Source organism: Deinococcus cellulosilyticus NBRC 106333 = KACC 11606, from assembly GCF_007990775.1.
GTDB lineage: Bacteria > Deinococcota > Deinococci > Deinococcales > Deinococcaceae > Deinococcus_C > Deinococcus_C cellulosilyticus.
Genome location: NZ_BJXB01000030.1, coordinates 47999 through 65327, shown reverse-complemented (window position 1 = coordinate 65327; position 17329 = coordinate 47999). Strand labels below are relative to the sequence as shown.

17 protein-coding genes, 1 pseudogene and 1 riboswitch are annotated in these 17329 nt (G+C 54.9%); of the genes and pseudogenes, 11 read left to right on the top strand and 7 right to left on the bottom strand.

Going from position 1 to position 17329, the window contains the following annotated elements:
* The 3 genes and pseudogenes from DC3_RS24010 to DC3_RS24000 all read left to right on the top strand — a co-directional run.
* Window positions 1-253, top strand: a pseudogene (locus DC3_RS24010) (peptide ABC transporter ATP-binding protein); the annotation flags it as partial.
* A gap of 267 nt (window positions 254-520) precedes the next feature.
* Window positions 521-931 (top strand): Imm1 family immunity protein, encoded by a 411-nt coding sequence (locus DC3_RS24005; protein ID WP_146889444.1) that lies wholly within the window; start codon window positions 521-523, stop codon window positions 929-931.
* A 156-nt stretch (window positions 932-1087) separates the two neighbouring features.
* Window positions 1088-1474 (top strand): nuclease A inhibitor family protein, encoded by a 387-nt coding sequence (locus DC3_RS24000; RefSeq protein ID WP_186816226.1) that lies wholly within the window; start codon window positions 1088-1090, stop codon window positions 1472-1474.
* Here the strand turns inward: DC3_RS24000 and DC3_RS23995 are convergent, their stop codons facing one another.
* Window positions 1475-2701, bottom strand: coding sequence for an MFS transporter (locus DC3_RS23995; protein WP_146889438.1), 1227 nt, complete (start codon window positions 2699-2701; stop codon window positions 1475-1477).
* 352 nt (window positions 2702-3053) lie between these two features.
* Here DC3_RS23995 and DC3_RS23990 point away from each other — a divergent pair, with 352 nt between their 5' ends.
* Entirely contained in the window at window positions 3054-4037 is a 984-nt protein-coding gene (locus tag DC3_RS23990; protein WP_146889435.1) for a tetratricopeptide repeat protein, read from the top strand.
* A gap of 224 nt (window positions 4038-4261) precedes the next feature.
* Window positions 4262-5665: an RtcB family protein gene (locus tag DC3_RS23985; RefSeq protein ID WP_246130795.1), complete on the top strand. Its 1404-nt coding sequence runs from the start codon at window positions 4262-4264 to the stop codon at window positions 5663-5665.
* Window positions 5666-5763: 98 nt separating this feature from the next.
* Here the strand turns inward: DC3_RS23985 and DC3_RS23980 are convergent, their stop codons facing one another.
* From DC3_RS23980 to DC3_RS23970, 3 genes are all read right to left on the bottom strand, one after another.
* Window positions 5764-6999 (bottom strand): hypothetical protein, encoded by a 1236-nt coding sequence (locus DC3_RS23980; RefSeq protein WP_146889432.1) that lies wholly within the window; start codon window positions 6997-6999, stop codon window positions 5764-5766.
* Window positions 7000-7279: 280 nt separating this feature from the next.
* A complete protein-coding gene (locus DC3_RS23975; protein ID WP_146889429.1) occupies window positions 7280-8479 on the bottom strand; it encodes a hypothetical protein in 1200 nt (399 codons plus the stop codon).
* A gap of 94 nt (window positions 8480-8573) precedes the next feature.
* Window positions 8574-8984 (bottom strand): hypothetical protein, encoded by a 411-nt coding sequence (locus tag DC3_RS23970; RefSeq protein ID WP_146889426.1) that lies wholly within the window; start codon window positions 8982-8984, stop codon window positions 8574-8576.
* On the opposite strand from DC3_RS23970, the gene DC3_RS23965 reads away from it, so the two are divergent.
* A complete protein-coding gene (locus tag DC3_RS23965; RefSeq protein WP_146889423.1) occupies window positions 8983-10020 on the top strand; it encodes an RNA ligase (ATP) in 1038 nt (345 codons plus the stop codon). The genes DC3_RS23970 and DC3_RS23965 overlap by 2 nt on opposite strands.
* Before the next feature lie 40 nt (window positions 10021-10060).
* The gene (locus DC3_RS23960; protein ID WP_186816225.1) at window positions 10061-10642 is read left to right on the top strand and encodes a 3'-5' exonuclease; all 582 of its coding nucleotides are present in this window, start codon (window positions 10061-10063) and stop codon (window positions 10640-10642) included.
* Between the two features lie 107 nt (window positions 10643-10749).
* Here DC3_RS23960 and glgC read toward each other — a convergent pair whose 3' ends face one another.
* Complete coding sequence (gene glgC / locus DC3_RS23955) at window positions 10750-11988, bottom strand: glucose-1-phosphate adenylyltransferase (RefSeq protein ID WP_146889417.1); 1239 nt, start codon at window positions 11986-11988, stop codon at window positions 10750-10752.
* A 683-nt stretch (window positions 11989-12671) separates the two neighbouring features.
* Between glgC and pckA the strand changes: the two genes are divergently transcribed.
* The 4 genes from pckA to DC3_RS23935 all read left to right on the top strand — a co-directional run bounded on the left by pckA (window position 12672) and on the right by DC3_RS23935 (window position 15767).
* Window positions 12672-14258, top strand: a complete 1587-nt coding sequence (pckA, locus tag DC3_RS23950) for a phosphoenolpyruvate carboxykinase (ATP) (protein WP_146889415.1) — start codon at window positions 12672-12674, stop codon at window positions 14256-14258.
* Between the two features lie 237 nt (window positions 14259-14495).
* On the top strand, window positions 14496-14717 hold the full coding sequence (locus DC3_RS23945; protein WP_146889412.1) for a hypothetical protein: 222 nt from the start codon (window positions 14496-14498) through the stop codon (window positions 14715-14717).
* A gap of 126 nt (window positions 14718-14843) precedes the next feature.
* Window positions 14844-15398: a hypothetical protein gene (locus DC3_RS23940; RefSeq protein ID WP_146889409.1), complete on the top strand. Its 555-nt coding sequence runs from the start codon at window positions 14844-14846 to the stop codon at window positions 15396-15398.
* Window positions 15399-15443: 45 nt separating this feature from the next.
* Window positions 15444-15507, top strand: a riboswitch (guanidine-III (ykkC-III) riboswitch).
* 11 nt (window positions 15508-15518) lie between these two features.
* On the top strand, window positions 15519-15767 hold the full coding sequence (locus DC3_RS23935; RefSeq protein ID WP_246130794.1) for a CBU_0592 family membrane protein: 249 nt from the start codon (window positions 15519-15521) through the stop codon (window positions 15765-15767).
* Window positions 15768-15813: 46 nt separating this feature from the next.
* On the opposite strand, the gene DC3_RS23930 is transcribed toward DC3_RS23935, so the two are convergent.
* Together DC3_RS23930 and DC3_RS23925 are read right to left on the bottom strand one after the other, a co-directional pair.
* Complete coding sequence (locus DC3_RS23930; protein WP_246130793.1) at window positions 15814-16914, bottom strand: S1C family serine protease; 1101 nt, start codon at window positions 16912-16914, stop codon at window positions 15814-15816.
* Complete coding sequence (locus DC3_RS23925) at window positions 16915-17115, bottom strand: FmdB family zinc ribbon protein (RefSeq protein WP_146889407.1); 201 nt, start codon at window positions 17113-17115, stop codon at window positions 16915-16917.
* Window positions 17116-17329: the final 214 nt, after the last annotated feature.

Sequence of the window (17329 nt, the reverse complement as noted above, 5' to 3'; positions counted from 1 at the left end):
GTTTGATGAGCCGACTTCCGCGCTGGACCCGGAGATGATCAAGGAAGTGCTGGACGTGATGAAGGAACTGGCGCACTCGGGGATCACCATGCTGGTGGTGACGCACGAGATGGGATTTGCCAGAGAGGTGGCGGACCGGGTGGTGTTCTTTGACAAGGGGGCGATTGTGGAGGAGGCCACCCCGAATGATTTCTACAACAACCCCCAGCATGAACGCTCCAGATTGTTCCTCTCGCAGATTCTCGGGCACTGATTCAGGTGCATTGTTTACAGCCCACAGTTTACAGCCCACAGTTTACAGTTCTGGCTTTCAGCAAAGGCTTTTGCTCACAAGCCCTGTCTACTGCAAACTGTGAACTGTAAACTTCCATCTGGCTGATCGTACCCGTACATTTTGCTCAATGAAGCGTTTCCATCGTGGCAAAAAGGGCAAATCGCCCCTTGTGCTCTCCCCTGATAGGGTGCAGGATAGGTTAACCCTACTGGTCCTGTGCATCTCGCAGAGGGTGGGAGGTGATGTATGACTCCAGTTGGAACGGTGGTCTGGCAGGGTATTGCCCAGGCATTGCAGGTGACATCCCGCGCCGATCTCATGCAGGCCATAGAACAGGCCAGAAAGGCTGCCAGACATCAGGGTGTACCCCTTTCTGTCGAACTGCGGATTGACAACAGTGGTGTGATGAGCATCCTGGTGGGTGCAGACCGCAGCTATCTGGTCTTCAAACCCGAAAACGGTCATTTCTGCCATGTGGCAGATGATGTGCACGCTGGAAACACAAGGCCAGGGAAGTGCCTGGCTTTCATCGAAGATGGTCACCTCAGCGAAATCGACCTGAGGTTGACGGTCCCTTTTGAACTGGCCCAGGAAGCCCTGCTGAGTTTTGCAGAGACCGGGGAGATCCCCAGATCCCTCCCGTGGATGAGTGCTTAATGCAGGGTGGGTCTTTTTCCTGAAGCGCAGAGCGTGACCCAGAGATAGGCTGGAAGCGTGAAAATTCTGTCTATCACGCTCTGTATGCTTTTGTCTGCCGGGCTCATGTCCTGCAATTCCACTTTTCCTGAGCCTCAGAAGGTCCAGGCCCTGTCCATGGCTTCATTTCAGAATGAAGTGATGCAGGCCTCTTCCGTGATGGTTTTTCCCAGCGAATCTGATGTGCCTTTCAGCTGGTTTGTGTCTTCCCTCCATCGACTTCCAGATGCTGCGACTTTTGCCCGGTCTACAGGCCATGCTGGAGAAGCAGCGATTCGCCTGAATTTCGATGCTTTTTTTGACAGGCACACCCAGATTCAGCCCTGGATGGACGAAGGCCAGCAGGCTTTTGCCTCCCGGATGCAGCACCTCAGGGAAGTCTTTCAAAAGCACAGCCAGAAACTTGCAGTTTACCGGGTTGGGGAAATCCAGGTGCACATCTATATTGTTGCAGTGGTGCAGGGTCGGGTGGTGGGTCTTGAAACCCTCAGCATCGAGACCTGATCAGGCGTCTTTGCGAAGCTTGCTCTGAAACAACCAGGCCAGCACAAAAGCACAGATGGACACATAAAACACCGCATGAAATCCCGAGTGGTCGGCAATCAGACCCCCTGCCACCGGAGCGAAGACCATGAAGCCCATCAGGGTGTTCATGGTGCCCAGGTAACGGCTCCGGTCATGGGCCGGGGAGATGTTCAGGGTGTAACTGCCGAAGGCCAGACCATACCCCTGCTGTGCCATGCTGTACAGCACGAAGACCAGCAGGTACATCACGGGCAATTCGGGAGGGGTGAACAGGGCCACCACAGGAGCAAGCACCGCAATGGAAGTGGCAATGCGCATCACACGTCTGCTGCCCTTGTCGGTCCCGATCCAGGTCCAGAACAGGTTGGATAGGGGCACCACCCCTGCAATCACCATCAGGAAGTACCCGATGAAGTTCTGCTCCATGTGCAGGTTTTTCAGGGCGTAAACCGCAAAGAACGGCTCAGCGATCCCTGCGATGGCCACAAAAGCCCGGGCAACCAGAAAACGCCTGAGTTCCGGGTCTTTTCTGAGCATGTTGGGAATGTTCTTGATGTCCTCAAGCACATTGCTGCGGGGCTGCACGGGTTCATCCGGTTCCTGCACCCGCCCAAAAATGGCGTAACCTGCCGTATAGATCAGGCCACCCACGAAAAAGATCAGGGAATAGTTGTACGGGAACTGCAGGTCCGAATCCATGATGAAACGCACCAGAATTCCTGCCCCGAAAGCCAGAATCCCTCCTCCAAGGTTGCGGATGCCAAAGAACATCGGACGTTCCTGTTGCGGAATGGTTTTGGACACCACTTCCAGCCAGGGAAGTCCGGTGATGCCTGCAGCAAGCGCACTCCCGGCAATGCACAGCATGAACAGGGTCAAGAGCAAGCTGGGATGGTCAATGAACAGAAAACTGGTGAGCGCCAGACACATGTACATGGTGGTGCGGATTTTCGCCATCTTGTTGTACACGGGAAGCTTTCTGGGATAACTCCGCACAATGGACGCCACATACAGCTGGGGCAGAAACCACATGCCCGCACTGAGCGCAGGAATCAGCCCGATGGTGATGTTGCTGGCCCCGAGCTGGGTTGCAAAGGCTGCAATCACAATGCTGGGGTTCATCAGACCATCTGCGAGCAGCACCAGCCAGCCATTGAAGACGCCAAATTTGAAGTTGTTTTCCTGCATCCGTTGTCGCCACAGCATCTCAAACCCCTGGCCCGAACGGTGACAGATTTTTACAGCAATGACCGGGCCTGAAAAAGCTGCCGACAGGTGGTCCTTGCACCTGCAGACAGCCCTTATGAGGCAATCCTACTGCTGAAAAAGGGCATTAAGCCATTTTTAGCAGGGGAGTGTAAAGGCTTAGGCAATATGGCATAGAGGCCGAGGGCTGAGGGCAAAAAGCAGGTTCGGACATTGGAGTGGGTGTGAACGTTTCTGTGTGAAGGGTAGAGCAGAAGGCAGAAAGCAGAAGGCAGAAGGTCAGGTAGGCTTTTGCTGCGGCTTTGTGCCTTCTGCCTTGGCCTTCAGCCTTCTGCACCTATACACTGGTCCCATGATTCAATTCATCGCTGATCTGGGAGAATTTCACCGCTTGCATGCGGCTTACAACACCAGCACCGTCATTGAGGTGCTCAGGTGGATGGGGGTCCAGCAGGTTTACAGCACGGTCTTCATGACCCCCGAGCATCCCCTGAAATTTGCCCTGGAAACGGCTGGAGTGTCCTGCACCATGCTGGCAGAAGATGATGCCCAGAGCCAGCAGGATCAAGCGCAGATGTTTGACATCCTGAATCAGTATGCTCAGGGCAAGCAACTGATTCAGAGGAGACAGAAACTCGATGCTGAACTTGTCGGGTTCCTGAGGCAACCCCTGACCGCCCAGAGCGTTCACAGTGAAAACACCCTGAACCACATGCTGGAATACCACACAGAAATTGGCACATTTTTGGAGGAAGGGCCAGCAACCGCTTACCGGAAAGACCGCCTCAGCAAACTGGTGGGGCAGCTTCAGGACATCAAGGATGGCGTGGTTCTGGCTGCTGTGGATGACATCCCAGACCTGATTGCTGCACTTGAAGGCAGTCAGGTTCCAGACCTTTCAGACTTCAGGCCGGGGGAAAGCTCCAGGCTCCGTGCACTGGCAGACCGTGCCGCTCTGATTGAAGAAGACGACGATCTTGAAACGCTGGTCACCAGTCTGCTGCGGGAGGAAGGGGACCTGCTGACCCCGAAATCTGAACTGCAATACGCTGCAGCGAACATCTATCTGGCTGTGGGAGACCTGGAGAGCGCAAGAAGCCTGCTGTTCGATGCGGCACACGGAGTGAAGGACGATCCCAGGTACCTGCCTGGTCTGATCTTTGCACGTCTGGGACAGGTTCGAGATGCTCTGGGAGACCGCGAGAACGCGATGCGTGCCTATCAGGCAGTTCTGGCCCTCAGTTATGCTCCCGAAGTCGCCATCGAGACTGCAAAACAGGGGATGCAGGAGGCCTTTAATATGGATGGCCTAGAACCCTCAGAAGAAACTAAGTGAAAATGAGCATGTGGGACAGTGTGCATCCATTTACAATGGCTTCAATCCGCATGATGGCGTGACCCCATAGACAAGTTTGAGTGACATGAAGCAGAATGCTGCTGGAATTCGTCTTATGCTGCGTTGATCTGTGAAATCAGAGGATCTGTGACCCCTGAGCCCTCTGTTTTTCTGCTGACGGCTGATGGCTGATGGCTGACCGCTCCCAATAAAGAAGGTATTTTATGATGACCCCCAAAGAAGTGATCGATCTTGGCTACCAGAGCCGTGAAATCAAAGAGGCCCTGCGTGCTGCAGAGGTCGCCAAGAACCAGAAGCACCCCAAAGCGAAGATTTTGCAGGATCTGGCTGCCCTGAAATCTGACCCTCAGCCTTACCTGGACCATGCCATTTACAAGCATCTGGCTGCTCTGATTTACCAGTCTCGTGACCGTGCCCAGCTGATCAAACCTCCGCTGGATTACACCATCTGGGGCCGCGAGAACATCGAGGAGAGCGCTTTTGGTCAGATGTCCACGGTGATGAGCCTTGCGCCCACAGTGGCTGGTGCCCTGATGCCTGATGCCCACCTGGGTTACGGCATGCCCATCGGAGGGGTGGCCGGTCTGGAAAATGCTGTCAGTCCTGCGATGATCGGTTATGACATTGCCTGCCGGGTGCGCATCAGTGTGTTCGATGAACCCCTCTCGGGCAAGAAGACCCTGAAAAACGACAAACTGCGCAAAATCCTGCTGAAAAACACCCGTTTCGGGGCTGGTGAAGGCTGGTCCAAAGGGGACGCTCCAGACCACGATGTGCTGGATGACCCCCGCTGGAACAGCATTGCCATTGCAAAACAGCTGAAAGACAAAGCCCGCACCCAGATTGGCACTTCTGGCAGTGGCAACCACTTTGTGGAGTTTGGCATTCTGACCCTGGAAGAGGCTTCTCAGGAACTGGGTCTCGACGCTGGAGAATATCTCGCCCTGATGAGCCACAGTGGTTCTCGTGGGGTGGGCCACAAGATCGCCACCGAGTACATGAAGCGTGCCGAGAAAAACCTGCCCAATCTTGATGTCCCCTATAAGGCCCTGGCCTGGCTGGACCTGAACACCGAAGACGGTCAGGAGTACTGGGAAGCCATGAACCTGATGGGGGATTACGCCAGTGCCAATCACCACATCATCCACCAGCGGATTGCTGAAGATCTGGGTTCTGACATCATCAGCCATGTGGAAAACCACCACAACTTTGCCTGGAAAGAAGAACATGATGGCAAGGAACTGATCGTGCACCGCAAAGGGGCAACCCCTGCAGGAGAAGGACAGCTTGGGGTGATTCCTGGCAGCATGACCCAGCCTGCTTATGTGGTGGTCGGCAAAGGAGAAGAAAAGAGCCTCACCAGTGCCAGCCACGGTGCCGGGCGCAAAATTGGTCGCCGTGCTGCAGAGCGCACCTATGCACAAAAAGATCTGGACCGTGCCGCAAAAGAGGCAGGGGTAGAGGTGATCGGGGCAGGGGTGGATGAAGGTCCCTATTGCTACAAAGATGTGGCCACTGTGATGGAAGCCCAGAAGGATCTGGTGCGCACCATTGCCTCCTTCCAGCCCAAAATTGTGCGGATGGACTCGGGCAACGAAGACATCTGAAACAGGCTGCTGAAAACACAAAGGGATGTCCTCACGAGCATCTGTAAGAAGGGAAATAAAAAAGATGCCCCCAGAACGGGGGCATCTGGCATTGGGGTTTACAGTTCAAACACCAGATACTGCAAAATACGTTCCTGGGGAGTGAGGCCCGCTTCGGTTCCAGGCTCAGAGTGATAAGAGGTGTACAGCACCTTGCCATTGCCAAAGGGGAAGGTGACAGAGAGGGGTTTCACACCGCTGCCTTTGACCACTTCATCACCACGGTTGTCCGTCCAGTTGACATTTCCAGAGGACCAGACTTTGACCTCTGTCTTCTTTGCAGGATGAGGCTGGTTGATCACCGCCCATGATCCTGCAAAGCCTTCAATGTGCACGGTGCCATCAGGGCTGACGCAGTTTCCAGTGCGGCAGGTGACCGTCTGCAACCAGGCTTTGAGATTGCCATCCACAGTGGCCTGGGTTTCGATGTCCTCATTGCCGACTTCTGCCATGCCAATTTCTTCTGCAACCGTTTCTGCAGTTCCATCTGAACCAAAGAAGTCCACATGTTCGGGGAAAGCCTGTTCAACATAGTCATAGGCCAGGTCGCTGGCATAGATCTTGCCTCCACCCTGGACGTACTGTCTGAGCAGTGCGGCGTCTTGTGGGGTCAGCAGTTCCTGGGTACCGCAGTTGAAGAACACGATGTCGTAATTGAAAATGTCAGCCTGGGTGCCAGCATCGTTGCCATCTGTGAAGAGGGCTTCTACGCTGGGGTCACTGGTTTCCAGCGAATCATCACCGTCAAAGAGATCAAATTGTTCCGTGCCCAGTTTCAGTTCTCCATTTGCCAGCTGTCCATAACCCAGTTTGGCAAGAATGTTCTGAATGCGGTCATAGCTGCCTGTGACCACAGCCATTTTGGGTGCCCCTTTGGTGGGATCATTGTTGAGTTTCACATTGCCCACATTGGCCTGACCATTCTGGGCATTCACCTGGGATTCTGCTTCGAAACTGCCTTTTTTGAACACCACTTTGAAGGTGCTGTTCTGGGTTTCTGCTTCAAAAGAGAAACTGCCGTCTGGACCTGTGCAGGTTGCAGCCCAGGTGGCATTGGGTGGGGTCCCGCAGGCCAGGGCCTGTGCCTTGATGGTGGCGATGGAGCTGTCAGGCACATAGACCAGGGCATTGGCAATGGGGGTGGTGCCATCTGGAGCCAGCAGTTTGCCAGCAATTTTGATGGCCTTCTCTCCGGTTGGAGGTACAGGGCCAGGATTGGCAGGGGGAGTGGTGGGGTTGCAGGAGATGAAAAGGGCAGCGGTGATGGGGATCAGGGACAGGGCACGGTGGTTCATGGGGCTCCTTTGGGGATGTGCTCCCATCCTAGATTGCATTGTGCACAATTCTTGTGATCATGGCCTTTGCTATTTCGATCAAAGTGTGATTCAAGGAAAAGCCTGGCAAGGAAACTCCAGTTCAGACCAGAGTTCTCAGCAGGTTGTTGCTCTTCGACAGATCATGTGGAATCTTCAACAGGAAAGGCCAGCTGGGTTGGCTGGCCTTTCCTGCACCAAACTGATTCTGAACCAGAGGTTTTGTCTTCCATGGACTTTCAGCAGGAATGCATGAGAAGATTTACAGCTCAAACACCAGATACTGCAGAATGCGTTCCTGGGGGAGCAGGGTCTCTGATGCAGCAGGCTCTGTGTGGTAAGAGGTGTAAAGTACTTTGCCGTTCCCAAAGGGGAAAGTGACCGAAAGGGGTTTGTCTTCTGGTTGTCCACCTGGACTGCCCATCCAGTTCACAGGTCCATGCACCCAGGTTTTCACCACCGAGGTCTTTTCGGGGTGGGGTCCATTGATCACTGCCCATCCAAACAGGAAACCCTCGATGTGAACCTTGCCGTTTGCCTGCACACAGGACCCTCCGGTGCAGCTGACACCCTGCAGCCAGGCCTTGAGGTTGTCATCCACTGTGGTTTCTGAGGTGATGCCAGAGGTGCCCACCTGGGCGGATGCGATGCCTTCTTTTTCTGCTGCTGGTGTGCTGTCGGAGCCATAGAAATTGACGAATTCAGGGAACGCCTGCTCCACATAGTCATAGGCCAGGTCGCTGGCGTAGATTTTTCCACCACCTTGCACGTAATCCCGCAGGATCTGCATTTGCGCATTTTCCAGCAGTTCTCTGGTCCCACAATTGAAGAAAACGATGTCGTAATTGAAGATGTCAGCCTGGGTGCCAGCATCGTTGCCATCTGTAAACAGGGCTTCAATTTCTCTGTAGCTGTCCGGCAGAGATCCATTGCCATCAAAGAGGGTGAATTTCTCGGTTCCCGGTTTCAGCTGGCCATTTTCAACGGTACCGAAACCCAGTTTGGCCAGCACATCTTCAATCTGGTCGTAGCTCCCGGTCACCACGGCCATTTTCGGAGCACCCTGGGTGTTGTCCAGGTTGACGTTCCCAACATTGATTGGTCCACTGGAGGAGGTGATTTCACGGATACCCACAAAGCTGCCTTTCTGGAATTTCATGGTGAACTTGGCGGTGTTGACCGTTCCTTTGAGGGTGAAAGCACCATCTGGACCTGTGCAGGTGGCTGCCCAGGTGGCATTGGGTGGGGTCCCGCAGGCCAGGGCCTGCGCCTGAATGGCGGCAACCGTGCTGTTCTCGATGTAAACTAGAGCGTTGGCAATGGGGGTGGACCCATCTGGGGCCAGCAGTTTGCCAGAAACCTGAACGGTGGTCGGTCCGGGAGGTGGTGTGTTGCCTCCGGTGCTGCAAGCAGCCAGAAGCAGACCTGTGAGACTCAGTAAAGCCAGGGCAGAATGTTTCATAATTCTCCTTTTCAGCACACCCAGATCTCACTTTAAATTTTAGCACCAGGACATGGACTTCGAATCGTCTGATTGTCAATATGCAAGATGTCAATCAATATTGGATCTGGCAGAGAAACCACTGGTCATCATTGTGCGCAATTTGAGTCAATTGCTTGTGAGGGTTTGAACCTGCCATATCGTTTATAAATTGTGCACGATATGCAGAAAGGCTGATCTTGTTTTGTGAAGATTGGCACTTGATATTTTCATATTCACACGAATGTTTCTGATGCATTGCATGGAGAAGCACAGGGTTGCCACCCCAGGTGATTCTGAAAGAGGAGATTTCTTCTGCAGACATGAGTTCCCGGCGGAGCAGAGCAGGGGAAGAATCATCCTGCTGTGCATTCATGCTTAATGCGACTGAACAATTGTGCGGATGTAAACCAGCTGATGCTGGCGTATAAAGGGCATGTTGCTTCAGCCACACCCAACACGTGCTCAACCCGAAAGGATTTTTCATGATCTGGTCCGTATCCAAACACCTGGTGTCCATCAAACCCCACCCCAACGCAGACGCTCTGGAAATCGCCAAGGTTGGCGCAAACCAGCTGGTCGTGCGAAAAGGCGAGATGCGAGATGGAGACACGGTCATTTTCATTCCCAAGGACTCCATGCTCCCAGAGATCATGCAGCCTGCCTTTCCCTACGCCAGAGAAGGCCGGGTGCGCAGTGTGCAGCTGAGAGGGGAGATCTCGATGGGAATTGCACTCTCACTGAATGACATTTCCACGTTTTTTGGAGAGGACACCCGCAACCTGCTGGAACTTGCAGATTTCGGAGAAGACATCTCAGCGTTGCTGAACATTGAAAAATACGAGCCTCAGGTTCCCTCCCACATGCAGGGCGAGGTGGACCCCGTGCCAATACATGTGTACTACAGCCAGCACGACTGCAACCAGTACGGCACCTATCGGGACGAACTGGATTTCACAGAGCGGGTGGTGGTCACTGAAAAGCTGCACGGCTCACAGGGGATCTACCTGTTCAACCGCACCGAAGGTGAACAGTGGGACATCCGGGTGTCCTCCAAAGGCATGCTCCGCAAGGGCCTGATTCTCAAGCAATCTGAAAGCAACACCTACTGGCAGGCCCTCAAAAACTCTGGTCTGACCGAGAAGGTCAGCACCTTGCAGGGAAACGCCATCCAGGTTTTCACCGAGGTGATTCCCGTGCAGAAGGGCTACAACTACGGAGAGAGTCGGGTGACCCTGCGGGTGTTTGAGGTGCGCGTCGACGGGAACATCCTGCCCTATGACTCCCCCGAACTTGCAGCTTTCAGAGACCTCTGGGTCCCTGTGGTTTACGACGGCAAATTCGGCAAGGCCGACCTTTATGCGCTCAGCAAAGGAAAAGAACTGGTTTCTGGTCAGGCTTTGCACATCCGCGAGGGTGTGGTGGTGCGTCCTTACATTGACCGCAAGGCAGACGATGGGGAATGGCTGAAGCTGAAAGTGATCAACCCGGCCTATAAGGAGACCGGAGAAGAATTCAACTGAAATGGGTCTCGGGTTCATCCGGGGCCTGAAAGAGGTTCCAATGAACACAGAGCTGAAAAACACAGATCTGAAGAAAAAAATGCTGGTGATCGATGTGGAATCCACCTGCTGGCGGGGCAAAGTCCCCGCAGGCATGACCAGTGAGGTGATCGAACTGGGATACGCCATCTTGCAGGAAGGGGAGGGGGTGCTGGAGTGGGGGTCTTTCCTGATCTCTCCCCGGCGCAGTGAAATCAGCACATTCTGCACGGAACTGACCACCATCAGTGCTGAAACTTACGTGCGGGAGTCTGAAAAAGTGGTCAAGCGTGAAGACCTGCTCGCAAAACTCGATGACCTGACCCGCAGGCATGGCTGGCACAATTTCAAATCCTGCCAGTGGGGCTCATGGGGAGATTATGACTTCAAGATGCTGGTGAAGACGTTTGGAGAGGAAAACCTCCGAAAAGACAACCACACCAACATCAAGAAACGCCATGCTGCGGCCAGAGGTCTGGAAAAAGCCCTGGGCATGGGTCAGGCCCTGACCTGGGAGCACCTTGAGCTGCACGGCACCCACCATCGGGGCGGGGATGATGCCTACAACATCGCCCGGATTGCCCGGAAAGTGTTCGGGTGGTAAAACCATCTGGACCGGAGGTTTTACAAACCCGCCTGTAAAAACACTCCATCCAGCGCAACAAGAACGCCCCTCTTCAAAACTTGAAGAGGGGCAATTCAATTCAGGGCTTATTTGAAATTGTAAGACTTGGGCACAACCACCACTCCGCTTTCGGTGATCACAAAGCCTCTGGAGCGGTCCAGCTCAAGGTCGTACCCGATCTGGGTTCCTGGTGGGATGTGCACGTTCTTGTCGATGATGGCGTTCTGGATGCGGCAGTGCCTGCCGATCTCCACCTCATCGAGGATCACGCTGCGGTTCACCTCGGCATAACTGTTCACGCGAACGCGGCGGGAAACCACACTCTCGCGCACGGTGCCTCCTGAGACAATCACACCTCCGGCCAGCAAACTGTTCAGGGAGCGTCCGGTGCGGTCTCCGGCCTCATGCACAAATTTGGCAGGAGGGCTGAATTCCATGGCGGTGCGCAGGGGGAATTCGGGGTTGTACAGGTCGAATTCGGGTTTGGCGCTCACCAGATCCATGCTGGCATCGAAGTAGGCGTCCAGGGTTCCCACATCGCGCCAGTAGGTGTTGGGTCCGGTCTGGCCAGGGATGGGGTTGCGGGCAAAGTCGTAGGCCTGCACATGGTAACCATCTCTGATGGCCTTGGGGATGATGTCCTTGCCGAAGTCGTAACCACCTTCACGCTCGGCCTCGTGGAGCAGTTCTTCGAGGGCCTTGGCAGAGAAGATGTAGTTCCCCATGCTGGTGAGGGCAGTGTCGGGTTTGTCGGGAAGGCCTTTGGGCTCTTTGGGTTTCTCTTCAAAGCCAATGATGCGGTAACGCTCATCCACCTGCATGACCCCGAAACGGCTGGCCTGACTGACCGGCATGGGGTAGGCGGCGATGGTGATGTCTGCGCGGGTGTCCTCGTGCATCTCGATCATGTGGGCCACATTCATCTTGTAGATGTGGTCCCCGGAGAACACGGCCACGTAATCGGCGTGGTAGTTCTGCACGAGGTGGAGGTTCTGGTAAACAGCGTCAGCGGTGCCACGGTACCAGACGGGCCCAAGTTCTTCGTAGCGGTACATCTGGGCAGGAACGAGGGTGATGAAGTAATCGGAGAGGAAGGTGCCGAATCGCCAGCCGCGCTGGATGTGCTCGGTGAGCGACTGGGCTTTGAACTGGGTCAGGACGTAAATGCTGAAGATGCCCGAGTTGATGAAGTTGTTCAGCGCAAAGTCAATGATGCGGTATTTGCTGCCGAAGGGCACTGCGGGCTTGGACCTCTTGGCGGTCAGGGGGCTGAGTCGTGTGCCTTGTCCGCCTGCCAGAATCATTCCTAATACTCGTTTCGCCACTTTCAACCACCTTGCGTTAAATTTGCTTCATTCTATCGCATGTTTTCAGGTTCGGCCTGTGGGATTCACCTGAGAACTAAACAGGTCTCGGTGTTTTGACAGGGTTCTTTTTTCAGCTCTGGGTCAGCAAGGGCTGCATTTGTGTGCAGAGCAGCGCTCTGCGGAAGCGCCTCCATTTGAACGGGGTCCAGAAATCCTTTCGGTTGCTGTGAGGGTACAGAAAATTGTGCACCATTCGTGTGCTTTTTCACACACTTTCAACTCCGGGAAAATCCTTCAATACATTTGTTCCAGTGCACATTTCTCAGGCTTTTTGAAATGTGCCTGGTACAGATCGAAGGAAGCACCTTCCCGTTCCCCAAAAGGGACACAAGTCCAGAGCGTATTGTTTACACTTTCTGCATCAGTCCACTACGTGCTTTCAAGCTTGCAGTGGGGTTCTGTGTTCTGGACAGCTTTGACGCAGGTCTTTAACCCTGGTTAAGTGTATACAATACACCTTTTTTCACCCGATTTCACACGGTGCAAATCGGACTGAAAACATTCTCTGAAACATGTAAAAAGGACTTTGTTCAGGCAAAGCACTTGACACATGAGATGATTTCATGTCTGTGAAAAAAATTATTTTGCTAGAGTTAAGGAAATTTCCAGAAAGACCCCAGAACACGACACGGAGGCTGATCATGAGCACACAGGACCTGAGTTACTTGGGAGCAAAAAATGTCACGCTGCACTGGAATCCCGGTGTTGCCGAATTGTATGAAGCTGCGGTTCGTCTCGGAGAAGGCCACATTGTGGAAGGTGGCCCCCTGTTGGTGGAAACCACCCCGCACACTGGACGGAGCCCCAAAGACCGCTTCATCGTGGAAGACGACAACACCAGAGACAGAGTGTGGTGGGGCGGATTCAACACCCCCATCTCTGCAGAGGTCTTCGACAACCTGCTGAACAAAATGATCGCCCACATGGACGGCAAGGAAATGTTCGTGCAGAACCTGTTCGCAGGCACCGACCCTGATTACCACATGCCTGTGCGCTTCATCACCGAGATGGCCTACCACAGCCTGTTCGTGCGCAACATGTTCGTGCGGCCCTCCAAAGCCGAACTGCGCAACTTCGAACCCTCTTTCACCGTCATCAACGTCCCGGGCTTCAAAGCCAACCCTGAAGTGGATGGCACCCGCACCGAAACCTTCATCATCGTGAACTTCACGAAACGAATGATTCTGGTGGGCGGAACCAAATACGCCGGAGAAAACAAAAAAGGCATCTTCGGGGTGCTCAACTTCGAACTGCCCGACCTCGGCGTCATGCCCATGCACTGCTCTGCCAACATCGGACCTGCCGGAGACACCGCCCTGTTCTTCGGGCTCTCTGGGACAGGCAAAACCACCCTCTCCGCAGACCCCAAACGCGCCCTGATCGGCGACGACGAGCATGGATGGACCGACCACGGAATTTTCAACTTTGAAGGGGGATGCTACGCCAAGGTCATCAACCTGAACCCCGCTGCAGAACCCGCCATTTTCAAGACCACCCGCATGTACGGCACCGTGCTGGAAAACGTGGTGATGCGCCCGGATCGCACCCTTGACCTCGATGATGGCTCCATCACCGAGAACACCCGCAGTGCCTACCCCATCACCCACATCGACAACATCGCCCCTGGTGGACGCGGCACAAGGCCCAAGAACATTGTGTTCCTGACCGCCGATGCATATGGGGTCTTGCCCCCCATCTCCCGCCTGACCCGCGAGCAGATGATGTACCAGTTCATCTCTGGCTTCACTGCCAAGATCCCCGGAACCGAACAGGGCGTCACCGAGCCCGTCCCCACCTTCTCCACCTGCTTTGGTGCACCCTTCATGCCCCGTCACCCTGGTGTGTACGCAGAACTGCTGGCCCGCCGTGTGGAAGAAACCGGAGCCCGGGTCTGGCTGGTCAACACCGGATGGAGCGGAGGCAAGTACGGACAGGGCAAGCGCATGAGCATCTCCTACACCCGCAACATGATCAACGCTGCCCTGAACGGGGATCTGGACGATGTGGAGTTCGTCACCGAACCCTTCTTCAACCTCTCCATTCCCACCCGTGTCCCTGGTGTGCCCAAAGACATCCTGAATCCCAGAGACACCTGGCAGGACAAAACCGAATACGACCGGACCGCCCGCAGACTCGCCCGCATGTTCCGCGACAACTTCAAACGCTTCGAATCGGGCGTTTCACCAGAAGTTGCAGCCTGCATGCCAGTGCACGAGGAACTTGTCTGAAGTTGACACAGCGCTCCGAAAGGGGCGCTTTTTCATTGGTCCCCGCAACCCGAAACCCGCCCTTTTCCCTGAAGTACAGCATGAACGATGTACGGATGGACTTTGTACGGAGGTGAAAGAAGTGCACATCCTGGGAATAGATGCACGCAAAACCGAGCGTCTTTAGCCTGTCTCCTCAGCGAAACCTCTGAGAAACACCTCGGAGCGTTCCCGAACAGTGAACTCGGAGTCGGATGGATGCTCGCCTGGGTCAGCCAATACACCCGCATTGAAGACATTGAGGTGTGGATCGAATCCGACACCTTTGAAGCGCGCACCTGCACCCGAACCCTCAGGAAACAGGGCTGTCAGGTGAGCACCGAACGTCCCCCATTGCCATTGCAATCGGCGTTCGACACCCCACCCGTGCAGGCCGAGGTGATCGCCCGCATGGGACTTGCAAAAACACTCAAAGCATAGAGAAACCACAGACCCGCGTTAAACAACACCCTGCAGGAGCAATGTCCTTTCAACACCGGGACATTGCTCCTGCAGGTTTTGCTTACCATGAACCAATCCCATTCACACTGCACAGGAGAAGGCATCATGCTCAAACTGGCAAAAGCAGAATTCATCATCATGAAAAGCGTTTTTCGTCCCGACAAACCCTCTGGCATTCCCCACCAGAACCTCGGTACCCTGCTCGGGATGCTCATAGGTCTGGGTTTCCTGACCTTCATCGAAGGGGGCCTGGTGCACGTGCTGCTGGTGGCAAAATTTCAGGCCCATCTTCTGGCCTGGGTCCTCACAGGCATCAGCATCTACAGTTTCCTGTGGATGATCGGCCATTACCAGTTGTTGAAAACCAGAGGGGTGGAATTCCGTGAAGACGGACTGTACGTGCCTTACGGCATGACGTATCAGGTGTGCATTCCGTATGGACAAATCGAGGACATTCAGGTGACCTCACCTTCAAAACCTGAACCGCAAGTCCTGGCCTGCTGCATTGGGGGCTTCTCCAACCTGACCCTGAAACTCAAAACGCCAGTGCAGGCAGAAGTCCTTTTTGGCGTGATGAAACGCAGCAGCACCACCGTTGCTCTGTACCTCCCAGAGCCCTCAAAAATCAGGGCTGAACTGCAGGTCCGGCTTCAGGAATGACCCCTGGAACGCTCGTCTATTGCTCATTTTCCCGTGGTACTTTCTTCTTTGCGGGATGAACCCGTTCGGACGAGACGCGCCGTACCCGAGCAAGCAAAGACGACGCAAGGAGGTGTTCTCGTGGAACAGGCCATTCAGATTGCCGGAGCCCTGATGGTGCTCAGTGCCTTCATCCTGGTGCAGGTCAAGAAAATGAAACCCACCTCCCGAACCTACCTGACGCTCAACTTCGTGGGTTCAGGTGTTCTGGCTATTGACGCCCTGATCATGCGTGAATGGGGCTTTGTGTTGCTCGAAGGGGTGTGGGCCCTGGTCTCCCTGTGGGGACTTATCCGGCCCTCGCAGGCTGCAGCCCCTGTACATGATTGAGTCTGCAACCCTGATCAAAGCTCAGGGTTGCTCTTCTGAAGTGGGATCAACGCTGCCGCTTGACCACAGTTGCAGTCAGGTTGACTTCCTTCTTGTTGCGCCACACCTTGATGGTCAGCTTCTGACCGGGGCGTTTGGCGGCCACCAGACGCACCACGTCGTACTGGTCCCGGACCCGCTGGTTGTCGATGGCAACAATCACATCTCCGAGGGAGACCAGGGCGCGGTTGTTGTCGCGGATGGCTCCTCTGAGACCTGCACGCTGTCCCAGTGAGCCTGCGGGGACTTCTTCAACCACGGCACCATCAGTGGTGGTGATGCCTGCCTGTTTGCGGATGATGGGCTCCAGGTCTCCCAGGTTGCTCATGGTGATGCCCAGAGAGCCACGCTGGGAGATGCCGATCTGCTCCAGGTCCTGAATGGATTCCTTGACCAGATCAATGGGAATTGCGAGACCAATCGAGCCATCTGCTGCGAAGGTGTTGGAGGCCATCATGGCATCGGCAACCCCGACAACGACCCCTCTGGAGTTCATGATGGGACCTCCACTGTTGCCCCTTTGCAGGAATGCGGTGGTCATCAGCATGTTGGGGACCTCCTGACCGATGTCATCCGCAGGTGGGGCAGTGCGTTCCACGGCTGCAAGTTCTCCGGTGCTCACAAAGCGCTTCACCCCGAAAGGCGAACCGAAGATGATCAGTTTCTGCCCGATGATCAGGTTCTTGCTGGTCCCAAAGCGCACGGTGGCCGGAGCCTGCACCCCTGAAACCGCCAGGATGGCAATGTCAATTCCGGGGTCAATCCCATCCAGTTTGGCCGTGACGATGCGCCCGTCGGCGAGCTCCACCTGGATGCTCTCGGCGTACTGCACCACATGGTAGTTGGTGATGATGCGGTTGGATTTGTAGAAGAAACCGCTGCCAATCTCCTCGGGAGATTCGCCGGGCTGCAGCTGGGATTTGGGAATGCGCGCAATGACCCGCACCAGTGCCTTGAGGTTTTTGTTGGTGACCTCCACCGTGTTGATTTCATCGCTGGTGACCAGGGGACTGGCAGCCTGGAACCGCCCAACCCAGAAACCTGCCAGGCTCACGGCGACCAGTGCGGCCACAGTGACGGTGATGCGCCTCATTCCGTTGAGTTTCAATTACCCCTCCGAGCTGCTGCTGCTGGGACGGCTGTCGGTGACGTAGAAGCCGGAGCCTTTGAAGGCAATGCCTGGTTTGCTGATCAGGCGTTTGACAGGTTCCCCGGATTCGGGGTGCACGGTCCAGGCTGCTTCTGTGATGCGCTGGGTGACTTCGAAGACTTCGCCGGTGTTCAGGTTCTTGTACTGGTATGTGGGCATGACCGCCACCTCCCTGGTGTTGAATTTCTGTTTTCCGATGGTCCTGCAGAGGCAATTTCTGCAAGGCACCGGAAAGCCACAAAATATGGTAACAGAAGCTTGATGAAATTACCCATGACGTTTTCACCATGTCCCTCTCACCGTAACCTGTGCTGCTGTACCTGTCTGGGCAGGTGGAAGGAGCGGCCAGCGGTGAGCCGTCAGCCATCAGCAA